The organism is Staphylococcus sp. LCT-H4, from assembly GCF_001866145.1.
Lineage (GTDB): Bacteria > Bacillota > Bacilli > Staphylococcales > Staphylococcaceae > Staphylococcus > Staphylococcus succinus.
In genome coordinates this window covers 776,959-789,141 of record NZ_MODY01000001.1, presented here as the reverse complement: position 1 = coordinate 789,141, position 12,183 = coordinate 776,959, and the positions used below count along the sequence as shown (strand labels likewise).

Sequence of the window (12,183 nt, the reverse complement as noted above, 5' to 3'; positions counted from 1 at the left end):
AGGAGCGTATTAATGGCAAAATATCTACATATTTTTCTGGTTTCTTTAAAATTAGGTTTAATGTCTTTTGGTGGCCCAACAGCTCACTTAGGTTACTTTTATGATGAGTACGTCAAAAAAAGACAATGGCTTGATGAAAAAGAGTACTCTGATTTAGTAGCTTTATGTCAATTTTTACCTGGTCCAGCAAGTAGCCAAGTTGGCATTGGTATAGGAACCGTGCGTGGCGGGATGATGGGTGGAATTATATCATTTATTGGATTTACTTTTCCTTCTATTATTATACTTATGCTATTTTCACTCATCTTTACAAATAGTGAGGCGGATTTTAGCTGGCTCCAAGGTTTAAAACTGGTAGCTGTAGCTATTGTTGCTCAAGCTATTCTCGGCATGGGTAAAAAATTAACAAACTCAAAACCTACAATTACATTAGCTATTTTTGTATTATTCATGTCTTTATTAATTGATCACATATTCATACAAGTTATTTCATTAGTCATCACAGGAATTTATGGCCTTCTATTCTTAAAGCCTAATTCTATTCAACCTGCTGGTCGTCGTGAAAAGTTATTTCATTTACCTAAACGACTTGGGGTAATTTCTATCACACTTTTCATAACACTTTTAATTATGTTACCAATAGCCAGTTCGCTGACTAACAATATTTGGATCAAAATGTTTGATAGCTTTTATCGCTCTGGTTCTTTAGTATTTGGCGGAGGACATGTCGTTTTACCACTTTTAGAAAAAGAATTTGTACCGCAAGCACTTATATCTCCAGATCATTTCATTGCTGGTTATGCTGCGGCACAAGCTGTTCCAGGTCCATTATTTACATTTGCCTCTTATATAGGGACATCTATTACAGGCATTTCAGGCGGTTTATTAGCTACCGTTGCTATATTTTTACCGGCATTTCTTTTATTATTTGGTATTTTGCCGTTTTGGGACACTATTAAATCTAATGTATATGCTGATGGATTTTTAAAAGGGATTAGTGCAGGCGTAGTCGGCATTTTAATTGCAGCATTCTATAATCCTATATGGACGTCAACAATTAATAAAGAATTGGATTTTGTATTAGCGACTGCATTGTTTGTGTTATTAATGTTTTTTAAATGCCCATCATGGGCTATTGTATTAATTGGATTGCTCTTAGGTATCGTCTTTTATTAAAACATATAAAAACAACCCACTATAATTTGATTGTAGTGGGTTGTACTTATGTGTAAAGCAATATAAATATGTCTCTATTATTCTAAATTAGCATGATTGTCTTGCATTGTAGTTTCATTTACTTTTAATATTTCTTGCATCGTTAGTACCATGCTATCTAAATAAATTTGACTACTTTGTTCAAACAAGCTTCCTAGTGGTTGTTGAGACCCTTTGACCTCATATTTCGTGCCAGCAGGCAATACAATTGTTAAATCTGCAATTGTAGCAATTGGAGATTTTGGTGTTGTTGACAATAATAAAACATATGCCTGCTTGTCTTTGGCTGTTTGAGCAAGTAATTTTAAATGCGCTGTAGAACCCGAACCTGATGCTATTACAAATACATCATTTGGTTGGATAGATGGCGTAGTCGTTTCACCAATGACATATGCTTGTTTACCTAATTGATTTAATCTCATGGCAAAGCTATTCATTACTAGACCTGAACGTCCTTTACCCGCTACAAAAATGGCTGAGTCATCCATCAGCACTTCCAAAAATTTATCTGTTTCTGATTCACTGATATTAGCTAATGTTTGTTTAATCTCATCTAATATTAAGTGAAAATGACTATGCATTTGCATCTACGATATCACGACATTGTTTAGCAGCAGCTTTTGGATCATCAGCGTTTGCGATACCGCCACCAACAATAATTAAATCTGGTTGTTCAGCTGCCACTGTTTCAATTGTATCTGGTTTAATTCCACCTGCTACAGCTACTTTTGAATTTGAAATAACTGATTTAACAGTACGTAAACTTTCTAAAGGTGATACACCTTCAGCTTGTAAATCATAACCAGTATGTACTGCAATATAGTCAGCACCCATTTTATCTAATTCAGCTGCGCGCTGTTCTAAATTTTGAACTGCGATCATATCAACTAACAATTCTTTACCACTGTTGTGCGCTTCTTCGATAGCACTTTTAATTGAAGCATCTTCAGAAACACCAAGAATTGTTACAATATCAGCTCCGAATTTTACAGCTTGGCTTACTTCATATCCGGCAGCATCCATAATTTTTAAATCTGCTAATACTTGTGTGTTATTAACTGACTTACTCATATGTTCAACGGCAGATAGCCCTTCATTTATAACAATTGGTGTTCCAATTTCTACGATATCAATAAATTCCTCTACTTCTTGAGCCAGCTTTGCTGCCTCTTTTTGGTCTAATAGATCGATTGCTAATTGTAATTTCATTAAAATTTCCCCTCTCTATCTTTTGTAACCCCATTATGGTATTATTTATAATTAATGACAATACTGACATTGTTGTCACTATATAAAAATGGAGGCATCGCTTTGTTAATTGAATATAATAATAAAGAATTTTATACATCGAAAGATTTAGCTTTGTCTGTAATTGGTGGAAGATGGAAAATCGCTATTATTTACCATCTGTTGCAAAGTAATCGTTTAAGATTAAGTGAATTACAAAATAAACTTCCTGATATCAATCAGCGCATGTTAATCAGACAACTTCGAGAATTGGAACAAGATAAAATCATTGAAAGAACCGTTTATCCAGTAGTACCACCAAAAGTGGATTACATATTAACTGACATTGGTCTAAGTCTTGATAAAGTCGTCTATGCGATTTGTGATTGGGGCGACGATTATTTGAAAGTAATTGAAAAATAAGCCTTGCTCATTCCAATACAAACCAACCCCCCTCCCTTAAAAAAGGAAGAGGGTTTTTTGACATTAATTTGGTTTAAATTAGAATGCTTTAAATTAAACATCTATTGTTACCTATGCATCTTCAATTACTTTATCCTTAGATGCACCATAACCAAAAATTAAGAAACATATTGGCATAATCAATAAAAATATTATACCTGCGTTCCAATTACCTGTAGCATCAAATAAGAATCCCATAAATATAGGACCAATGGCTCCTATTAAATAACCTACCGATTGACCAAAACCCGATAAAGAGATACTGCCATCACTTGTCCGTGCTCTAATAGAAAAAAATGTCATACATAAACTAAAACAAGCACCCATTGCTAGTCCTGCAATGATAATACCAATAATTAATAAAACAAGATTATGTGCAAACAAAAAACTAAATCCAATTAAGAATAAAGCTGTTATAATAACCACTAAAATACGTTGCTCTTTTAATCTAGCAGCAATGATTGGAAAGATAAATGTCATAGGTACTTGAGCAAACTGATTAATCATGAATAAATAACCCGCAGTAGTTGGATCTAAACCTCTATTAATTAATATGGCTGGTACCCAAGCCACCACCGAGTAAACCATCATAGATTGAAAGCCCATAGTCAGTGCAATCATCCAAGCCAGTTTAGAATTGAATACTTTTATTTTACAATGTGACTTTATTCGCGCATCACTCAAAGAAGATTTTTCGAGTTTTACACTTTTTTTCATTTTAGGTAGCCATAATAACATTGCTAAAGCCGCTAATATAATCCATATCGATAGGGATAGTCGGAAATTAAACAGTGTTAGTGTAGATAATGGAACACTTAACCCACCGCCTAATCCACCAGTAAAGTGCATCATTGCACTATACATACCTGTAGCTATACCAATTTGCGTAGGAAAATACCATTTAACATAACTGGGTAAAAGTACGTTACCGAAGGCAATCGCAACACCCAAAAGTATGGTGCCAATAAGAAAGATATTAAAATCACCTGCTACACGCACGATTAATGCAATACCTAGTAAAATGGTTAATAATAAGAGTGTTCGTGAAATAGTTAAATATGAAGTGACCTTTGAAACTAGGGGTGAAATAATAGCGAAAATAATTAATGGAATTGTTGTTAAGGAACCCGCAATGCTGTCGTTAATTTTTAATTCTTTTATAATCTCATTGACAACTGGTCCTACTGATGTAAGTGGCGCACGTAGCGTTGAAGCAATAAACATTATTGCAATCACCACGCTCCAATTTTCTTGTATCTTGTTTATACGATAGGGTTCACTCATCCGATGCAACCTTTCTTTTTATAGTTTAAAATAGGTTTTCGCTTTCTGTTTGAATGTGTGAATTCAAAACGACATTCAAGGTACCTTACATTTCTGACTTTTTATAAATTTTCTTTTTCAATATGACTCATCTTCATTAGTTCTGTTTACTTACTAAGTTTGAATCACCCCCCTAAAACTCAGAACCACGCTCCTCAACGACTCGTATCCTAAATATTATTTTTTTAAATCTACAATTAAAAAATTTGAATTTTCTGTAAAAAATTGTTATTTAAAACCTTACATCAAAAGAATTTAATTTACAACTGAAATTAGTTTGTCTTATCTTTTGATTTATTAATGATAAATCATTAAATTTTCTTTTGTTAAGTTTTTATATATTATATTTTCTTTTATTTGATGGTGTGTAAATTTTTTAAAGTTCAAACATGAAAAAACCTTCCAAGATGGTTATCTTGGAAGGCATTGAGGCTTCATATTTTTCATTTTAAAAAAGCGCTATTGTATGTTTCATAGATGACAATTCGATGTTATCTCATAGTCACAATCACAACTCATATCCACAAGAAAATAAATCACCACCCATTATTTTTCAAAAGAAATAGTGTTTAACAAAATAAAGCTGGGGTAATAAATATCTGAGGCGAAAAAACGTACTATGCTTTAAATCTATTTATAGATGAGATTATTATGTTAATTACGTAGTGAATGCTCTACTTGTTTTTTTTGGATACGGTTAAATAATTTTGTAGGAAGTATCGCATGCATCAATATAATTATTTTTGCTGAGAACCCCACAATATAACGTGGTTTTGCCTTAGGTCGCTCTATCGATTTAACAATCGTCTTTGCCACTGCAGATGGCGCAAGTAAAAAGTCAGATTTAAATTGTTTATCCATTAAGTTTGCCATATTTTGGGACTGTTCTTCATAAACACTACCTTGTGAAGAAGCTTGAAGATGATTAATTGCAATAGGGCCCCAATTTGTTTTTATGCCACCAGGCGCAATTACAATGACATCAATTCCAAAATCAGATAATTCTAAGCGCAAACTTTCACTATATCCTTCTAATGCATGCTTTGAGGCATGATACCATACGCCAAAACAACTTGGGACGCGTCCACTTATAGAAGATATATTGATAATTTTACCAAAATTTTGTTCACGCATTGAAGGTATAACTGCTTTAGTTAGCTCTGATAAGCCAAATAAGTTAACTTCAAATTGTTTTTTTGCTTCTTCAATTGATACATCTTCAACAGCACCAAATGACCCATAACCAGCGCTATTAACTAAAATATCTATATGGCCTTCCACTTCAATAATATGATTAACCACATTTTGAATTAACGAATGATTTGTAATATCCAGTTTAATTAATTTCACATTGTATGCACGCAAAGCGCTCATACTTTCTATGTTTCTTGCTGCTGCATACACATGATAATCTTTTTTAGCTAAGGCTTTTGCTGTTTCGTATCCTATGCCACTACTTGCTCCTGTAACTAAAGCCACTTTCATTTTCCCAATCTCCCTTGCACTATATTTTGTAAATGTAAGTATCGATTTATCTGCTTAATTAGTCACTAAATTTACCCACTGAATCAATGCCATGATCTATCTCTAAATTGATTTATAGGACATTCCATGAGCATCAGAATCCTTACTACGCTGACTGTTTGCATTTTGTTTTGCTAATATATCACATATCCCATTAATTTAAAAAAATAAGCATGATTATTTCCTAGGAAATGTAGGTAATACTTGTTCATATATCAATGAATACCTCGTAGTGTGTTTTTTTAAGCATGAAGAAAAACATTTTGAGTTTATTATTAGAATTTTATATGTAAACGTAATATAATTTTCACACTTACAAAAATAGGGGGGTGTTTCATGAATATAAAAAATAATACGATTCTTATTACTGGCGGTGCTTCAGGTATAGGGTTGCAATTTACCAAAAAGTTTTATGAAAACAATAATAAAATCATTATCTGTGGACGTAATACAGAAAAATTAGAGAACATCAAATCCCAATTTCCCGAAATCATCACTATGCAGTGTGACATCAGTAGTACTGAAGATCGCTTAAATTTATACCATTGGGTTATTAAAAATTATCCAGATATTAATATGTTGGTAAATAATGCTGGTATACAGAACCGCTTCAATATTTTAACTGCTAATGCTGAAAATCATTGGTCTGATCTCAATACTGAAATTCAATCTAACTTTGAAGCGACTGTTCAATTATCCATTTTATTTAGTCAGCATTTTGCAAATCACAACACAGATTCAAGTATCATCAATGTTTCTTCAGGATTAGCTTTTGCTCCAATGGCTATTGCACCGATATACTCTGCAACTAAAGCTGCTGTACACGCATTTACATCTAGTTTAAGACACCAATTATCCGAGACTCAGACAAATGTTTATGAAGTCATTCCACCTGCTGTAAATACAGATTTAGGTGGCAAAGGCATCCATACTTTTGGTGCTGATCCTACTGATTTTATAAATGAGATTTTTGAAGGCTTACTCAATGATAAAAAGGAAATCGGTTACGGTTCATCAAATGATCGTCTTAAAATGTCAAAAACTGAACTAGATCAATTTACTGAAGCTATGTATCATCAACAAAAAGATACTATTTAAGTATTTATCCTATGAAAAAAGACTTAGAACTTGTTCTAGGTCTTTTTTATTTATCTCATTATATGCTCTTAGCTTATTTTAATTTCTACATAAATTGGTATGCTGTCACACCATATTGATATTTAAAAATAAGCAAGGCTCAAAATAATTGAACCTCGCTTTTCATTTAAGCCTTATATTTTATTATTATTCCTAGCACAGTCAAAGATGCTAATAATACTATTAATATTGTGTATAGCTTACTGATTTTTTGTTGATTTTGTTCTAATTCAGCAATTCTTAGTTCTTGTATCTCTAATTCTTCCCTAGATTCACTATCGCTTTGTTTAATAATATTGAGTTGATCTTGCTTCTTCATAAATACATCCCCTTTAATACTTTGTATTTACATTATACAATTTAAATACATATATATCATATTTTATCAACTTTTATTAATAGATTTCTAAATAATTGATAATATCCTCCTCTCATAATTTATGAAAGAAGGATACTGATTAATGTGCCAACATGTAATTGCGGGCTTCTTGTTCTTCTAAAAGTGTTAATTGTGTTGTTGCATCTTTAAGTGCACTGAGTGATTTCTCAAAATATATAAAAGTTACTTGATAGTAACCATTTCCAGCATCTGTAAGTGTTGCTCTTGTATTTTCATCTCCAATAATTTCCTTTGTCTCTTTCGATGTTTTAAAAAAAGTAGTAAGATGCTCAAAAGACAATATTTCGCTTTGCTCTATGCAAAAATAAAATACTTGACTGCTTTGCTTCTCTAATCTTTTTAAATAATGTTTATCGACAGACTGCACTTCATATTTATCATTTACCGTGTTACTTTGTCTAGCTTTAATCATTTTTATACCTCTACTTTCGATTTAAGGTATTAAGTTTGATATAGTATGAGCAGTGCTTTGAATACATAAATTCAAATAAGTGTTAAAGGAATAACTTTTATTTTAATACATACAGAATGTCCCAGTTCGAATAAGACAATACTGTATTTTAATTAACGTTTGGCTTGAATAAAATACATATCTTAATTCAATCATGCTATCTAAAATTGCAATGCTTACAATACTTGGGCTATATCCTAATAAATATACGGCACCAATATTTATTCTTATTCCTTTAAACAATACTATTCTACTTAATCACTTACGATTTAACATCATACCAATAATTTTTGAAAAAATCACGAATTAATACTCAAAATAATGATATACAATGAAATTGTAATTGGTTAGAAATTTGAATGTAATACATTTGTAAAAAAATTTATTTATATATATATAAATTTACCCTTTACACATTAGCGTTTTAAAAATGATATCTTATTCATTTTTAAATTAATCTTCAATTTTTGGTATACGCACTTTAAAGTGCGTACTTTTTTTTTGAGCTGTTATATTTCATAATTGATTGCATAAACTTTATAAGGGTAATTAGCATTGAGAAAGTATTATTTTTAGAAATACGCTCCGCGCAATATTATATCAACGGTTATTATAATGTTTACGTTGTTCAGTTATTTGAACTTATAAGTTACAAGGAGGAAATTTAAATGAAAAAAATACTACAAAGTAATTTAGGTTTTGGTAGTGCTCCATTAGGCAATATGTATCGTGATATTCCGGAAGACGAGGCCATTGCAACAGTAAATACAGCATGGGATAGTGGGATACGTTATTTTGACACTGCACCAATATACGGAGCAGGGCTGTCTGAGAGCCGTCTTGGTGAAGCGTTGTCTACTAAGAACCGTGATGAATATATATTAAGTACAAAAGTAGGAAGAATCGTATCTAATGAAATAGATGAGTCATCTTCCCGCAATATTGAGGAAAAAGGCGGGATTTTCAAACATGGTCGTAAGAATAAAATAATTAATGACTATAGTGCAGATGCAACACTACAATCTATTGAAGACAGTTTAAAACGCTTAAAAACTGATCATATTGATTTTGTCTTTATCCATGATCTGGCACAAGACGTATATGGAGATGAATGGATTGGTCAATTTGAAATTGCACGTACGGGCGCATTTCGTGCGTTAACTCGTTTACGTGATGAAGGGGTCATTAAAGGCTGGGGTCTTGGTGTTAATAGAACTGAAGCTATTGAACTAATGCTAGGTTTAGACGAACCTAAGCCAGATGTTTCACTATTAGCCGGACGTTATACATTGTTAGATCATGAGCGTGCTTTACAAAACGTTATGCCAGCAGCGCAGCAACAGGGCATGGATATCATTGTAGGTGGTCCATATAGCTCCGGTGTACTTGTAGGCGGCAAAACTTTTGAATACCAAGAAGCTTCTCCCGAAATACTTGATAGAGTCGCAAAAATTAAATCTATTACAGATAGCTATCATATTAGTATTAAAGCTGCGGCGTTACAATTTTCGTTAGCTAACCCAGCAGTTGTAGCTGTGATACCAGGTGCTAGTAAGCCGAGTCGTATCGCTGAAGATAATGAAGCTCTAAATACCGAAATTCCAGCATCATTTTGGAAAGAAATGCGTGAACACAATCTAGTCTCTCCTCATGCACCACTGCCAATTGATTTTAAATCATAAATAAATCTTATGCCATGCTCTATTTAAGTGATTAGAGCATGGCATTTTTAATTTGTATTTGTCATTATTTCTATATTTACGTTAATAACATCATCTATAACTGCATCAAACAATCAACTTAATGTTAATAAGTGATGGGTATCCAGGTAGTTTCTATCAGTTTCTCAATGAGTAATTGTTTGTCGTGAAACAAGTAAACCTTCTAGAGAGTATTTCTTGCGTCATTTACACCATATAATTTGCATAGCTAAATTTAGTTGTCTCTCACCATCGATTAGAACATCATATAGGATATAAATTCATACGCTTAAACTTTATACATAATTACGTACTGCTTATATAAAATTACTTTAAAACTTATATTATATTTTTAGACCACCTTTAGACATATTAAAAGAGAACACATACAACTACATGCGTTCTCTCCTGTTACTTTATTATGAAATAGGTTGTTGTTGTTGAATGGGATGATCTAGTTCAAATTTAACGCCAGCTGTCATTTTCTTATATTGATAAGTAAAGTAACCTATCCATAAGATTGTAAGTATAAATGCTATACCATAACTTAAATTTAAATCTAAACCTAATCCAATCTTTTGGCTCAGTATATACGTGAAAATATTCCAAGTCATAAACACGGCTGGCACTGCTGCAACCCAAAAATTCTTTTTAGCAATTAAGAGATACATAGCTCCAACCCATAAAGCAATAACAGCAGTAGTTTGGTTAGCCCAAGAAAAATATCTCCACAATACCGTGAAATCAACCTGTGTCAAACCAAAGCTGATTACAAACAATGGGATTGCCACAATAATCCTTTTTACCATACTGCGTTGTCCATAATTTAAATAATCCGCTATAATCATTCTAGCGCTTCGGAATGAAGTGTCTCCACTTGTAATTGGTAGTACGATCACACCTAGAACTGCCATAGTACCAAATACTGAACCTAATAACAGGTGCGATGCTTGGCTAACAACTAATGCCGCTTCTCCACGTGCTAAAACTTCATTAAGTCCACTATAACCATTAAAGAGACTCATTCCTGCTGCTGCCCAAATCATAGCAATAATACCTTCTGCAATCATCATGCCATAAAAGATAAAACGACCATTCTTCTCTTTATTTGTCGTTCTAGAAATAATCGGTGTTTGCGTAGCATGAAAACCTGATAATGCTCCACATGTAATTGTAAAGAATAATAATGGGAATATCGGTGCCCCATCAGGGTGCATATTCTTTAAATTAATTTCAGGTATCGGTGCGCCAGTTTGAATAAGACGGAAACCTATACCGACCGCACTGATTAAAAGTAATGCCCCAAAAATTGGATAAATTCTCCCAATAATTTTATCGATAGGTAAAATTGTAGATAAGATATAATATACAAAAATCACAAAAATGATAATTCCCAATGCAATACGACCATCAACTAAATTATGTAACAATAGTGCCGGGCTCGTTACAAAAACTGTGCCAGTTAGAAGTAATAATAAAATAGAAAAGATATTTACAAAATGCTTCATAAACTGACCTAAAAATTTCCCAGCTAGTTCAGGTAAATGTGCCCCTTTATTACGTATTGAAATCATACCATTAAGATAATCGTGAACTGCCCCTGCAAAAATACATCCCACAACAATCCATATAAATGCAACCGGACCATATAATGCCCCCATAATCGGACCGAAAATAGGGCCAACCCCTGCAATATTCAATAATTGAATCATTGAATTGGATGATGTTTTCATTGGTAGATAATCGACATCATCTCTTTGATGATATGCTGGTGTTGGACGATCTGATTTTGTGCCAAACATTTTATCGATATACTTACCATAAGTAAAATAACCTACAACTAGTAAAATAATGGCTACGATAAACGTAATCATATTACTCCCCCTTAGTTAATATGTAAGCGTTTTCTTAATTTAACCATAGTTGGTATTATTACACAATAACCAATACGAATTTATTTATCTTTTATACTTTGGGATACAAATCTCCTTTGTATTCAAAAAAACTCTCATCTCAAAGGAGATTCCTCTCGGATTACAATAGCGCTTGCTATTGCATTAAGAAGCCCTAATCTCCTTTGTATTCAAAAAAAACTCTCATCTCAAAGGAGATTCCTCTCGGATTACAATAGCGCTTGCTATTGCATTAAGAAGCTCTATTCTCCTTTGTATTTAAAAAAAAACTCTCATCTCAAAGGAGATTCCTCTCGGATTACAATAGCGCTTGCTATTGCATTAAGAAGCTCTATTCTCCTTTGTATTCAAAAAAAACTCTCATCTCAAAGGAGATTCCTCTCGGATTACAATAGCGCTTGCTATTGCATTAAGAAGCTCTATTCTCCTTTGTATTCAAAAAAAACTCTCATCTCAAAGGAGATTCCTCTCGGATTACAATAGCGCTTGCTATTGCATTAAGAAGCTCTATTCTCCTTTGTATTCAAAAAAAACTCTCATCTCAAAGGAGATTCCTCTCGGATTACAATAGCGCTTGCTATTGCATTAAGAAGCTCTATTCTCCTTTGTATTCAAAAAAAACTCTCATCTCAAAGGAGATTCCTCTCGGATTACAATAGCGCTTGCTATTGCATTAAGAAGCTCTATTCTCCTTTGTATTCAAAAAAAACTCTCATCTCAAAGGAGATTCCTCTCGGATTACAATAGCGCTTGCTATTGCATTAAGAAGCTCTATTCTCCTTTGTATTCAAAAAAAACTCTCATCTCAAAGGAGATTCCTCTCGGATTACA

Annotated in this window: 11 protein-coding genes; 4 read left to right on the top strand and 7 right to left on the bottom strand. The window is 32.9% G+C overall.

Features of this window, described 5'->3' with window-relative positions:
• Positions 1-12: 12 nt before the first annotated feature.
• Positions 13-1,176 (top strand): chromate efflux transporter, encoded by a 1,164-nt coding sequence (gene chrA / locus BK821_RS03600; protein WP_071331211.1) that lies wholly within the window; start codon positions 13-15, stop codon positions 1,174-1,176.
• A gap of 77 nt (positions 1,177-1,253) precedes the next feature.
• Here the strand turns inward: chrA and hxlB are convergent, their stop codons facing one another.
• Both hxlB and hxlA read right to left on the bottom strand, forming a co-directional pair.
• Entirely contained in the window at positions 1,254-1,802 is a 549-nt protein-coding gene (hxlB, locus tag BK821_RS03595; protein ID WP_071331210.1) for a 6-phospho-3-hexuloisomerase, read from the bottom strand.
• Positions 1,789-2,424, bottom strand: coding sequence for a 3-hexulose-6-phosphate synthase (hxlA, locus tag BK821_RS03590; RefSeq protein WP_071331209.1), 636 nt, complete (start codon positions 2,422-2,424; stop codon positions 1,789-1,791). Before hxlA ends, hxlB begins: the two co-directional genes overlap by 14 nt.
• Positions 2,425-2,526: 102 nt before the next feature.
• Between hxlA and BK821_RS03585 the strand changes: the two genes are divergently transcribed.
• Positions 2,527-2,865: a winged helix-turn-helix transcriptional regulator gene (locus BK821_RS03585; RefSeq protein ID WP_046836045.1), complete on the top strand. Its 339-nt coding sequence runs from the start codon at positions 2,527-2,529 to the stop codon at positions 2,863-2,865.
• 111 nt (positions 2,866-2,976) lie between these two features.
• On the opposite strand, the gene BK821_RS03580 is transcribed toward BK821_RS03585, so the two are convergent.
• Together BK821_RS03580 and BK821_RS03575 are read right to left on the bottom strand one after the other, a co-directional pair.
• Positions 2,977-4,188, bottom strand: coding sequence for a CynX/NimT family MFS transporter (locus tag BK821_RS03580; RefSeq protein ID WP_046836046.1), 1,212 nt, complete (start codon positions 4,186-4,188; stop codon positions 2,977-2,979).
• Between the two features lie 693 nt (positions 4,189-4,881).
• On the bottom strand, positions 4,882-5,712 hold the full coding sequence (locus tag BK821_RS03575; RefSeq protein ID WP_071331208.1) for an oxidoreductase: 831 nt from the start codon (positions 5,710-5,712) through the stop codon (positions 4,882-4,884).
• Positions 5,713-6,087: 375 nt separating this feature from the next.
• On the opposite strand from BK821_RS03575, the gene BK821_RS03570 reads away from it, so the two are divergent.
• Positions 6,088-6,849: an SDR family oxidoreductase gene (locus BK821_RS03570; RefSeq protein ID WP_046836048.1), complete on the top strand. Its 762-nt coding sequence runs from the start codon at positions 6,088-6,090 to the stop codon at positions 6,847-6,849.
• A gap of 166 nt (positions 6,850-7,015) precedes the next feature.
• On the opposite strand, the gene BK821_RS03565 is transcribed toward BK821_RS03570, so the two are convergent.
• Together BK821_RS03565 and BK821_RS03560 are read right to left on the bottom strand one after the other, a co-directional pair.
• Complete coding sequence (locus BK821_RS03565; protein ID WP_046836049.1) at positions 7,016-7,207, bottom strand: hypothetical protein; 192 nt, start codon at positions 7,205-7,207, stop codon at positions 7,016-7,018.
• A 139-nt stretch (positions 7,208-7,346) separates the two neighbouring features.
• A complete protein-coding gene (locus tag BK821_RS03560; RefSeq protein ID WP_046836050.1) occupies positions 7,347-7,700 on the bottom strand; it encodes a hypothetical protein in 354 nt (117 codons plus the stop codon).
• A gap of 707 nt (positions 7,701-8,407) precedes the next feature.
• Here BK821_RS03560 and BK821_RS03555 point away from each other — a divergent pair.
• Complete coding sequence (locus BK821_RS03555; RefSeq protein ID WP_071331207.1) at positions 8,408-9,421, top strand: aldo/keto reductase; 1,014 nt, start codon at positions 8,408-8,410, stop codon at positions 9,419-9,421.
• Positions 9,422-9,858: 437 nt separating this feature from the next.
• On the opposite strand, the gene BK821_RS03550 is transcribed toward BK821_RS03555, so the two are convergent.
• Positions 9,859-11,313, bottom strand: coding sequence for a carbon starvation CstA family protein (locus tag BK821_RS03550; protein ID WP_071331206.1), 1,455 nt, complete (start codon positions 11,311-11,313; stop codon positions 9,859-9,861).
• Between the last annotated feature and the right edge of the window lie 870 nt (positions 11,314-12,183).

What these genes read in the sequence shown, in the direction of transcription:
- chrA (WP_071331211.1), top strand. Translation starts at nt 13, where the DNA reads ATGGCAAAATATCTACATATTTTTCTGGTTTCTTTAAAATTAGGTTTA.
- hxlB (WP_071331210.1), bottom strand. Translation starts at nt 1,802, where the DNA reads ATGCAAATGCATAGTCATTTTCACTTAATATTAGATGAGATTAAACAA.
- hxlA (WP_071331209.1), bottom strand. Translation starts at nt 2,424, where the DNA reads ATGAAATTACAATTAGCAATCGATCTATTAGACCAAAAAGAGGCAGCA.
- BK821_RS03580 (WP_046836046.1), bottom strand. Translation starts at nt 4,188, where the DNA reads ATGAGTGAACCCTATCGTATAAACAAGATACAAGAAAATTGGAGCGTG.
- BK821_RS03575 (WP_071331208.1), bottom strand. Translation starts at nt 5,712, where the DNA reads ATGAAAGTGGCTTTAGTTACAGGAGCAAGTAGTGGCATAGGATACGAA.
- BK821_RS03570 (WP_046836048.1), top strand. Translation starts at nt 6,088, where the DNA reads ATGAATATAAAAAATAATACGATTCTTATTACTGGCGGTGCTTCAGGT.
- BK821_RS03565 (WP_046836049.1), bottom strand. Translation starts at nt 7,207, where the DNA reads ATGAAGAAGCAAGATCAACTCAATATTATTAAACAAAGCGATAGTGAA.
- BK821_RS03560 (WP_046836050.1), bottom strand. Translation starts at nt 7,700, where the DNA reads ATGATTAAAGCTAGACAAAGTAACACGGTAAATGATAAATATGAAGTG.
- BK821_RS03555 (WP_071331207.1), top strand. Translation starts at nt 8,408, where the DNA reads ATGAAAAAAATACTACAAAGTAATTTAGGTTTTGGTAGTGCTCCATTA.
- BK821_RS03550 (WP_071331206.1), bottom strand. Translation starts at nt 11,313, where the DNA reads ATGATTACGTTTATCGTAGCCATTATTTTACTAGTTGTAGGTTATTTT.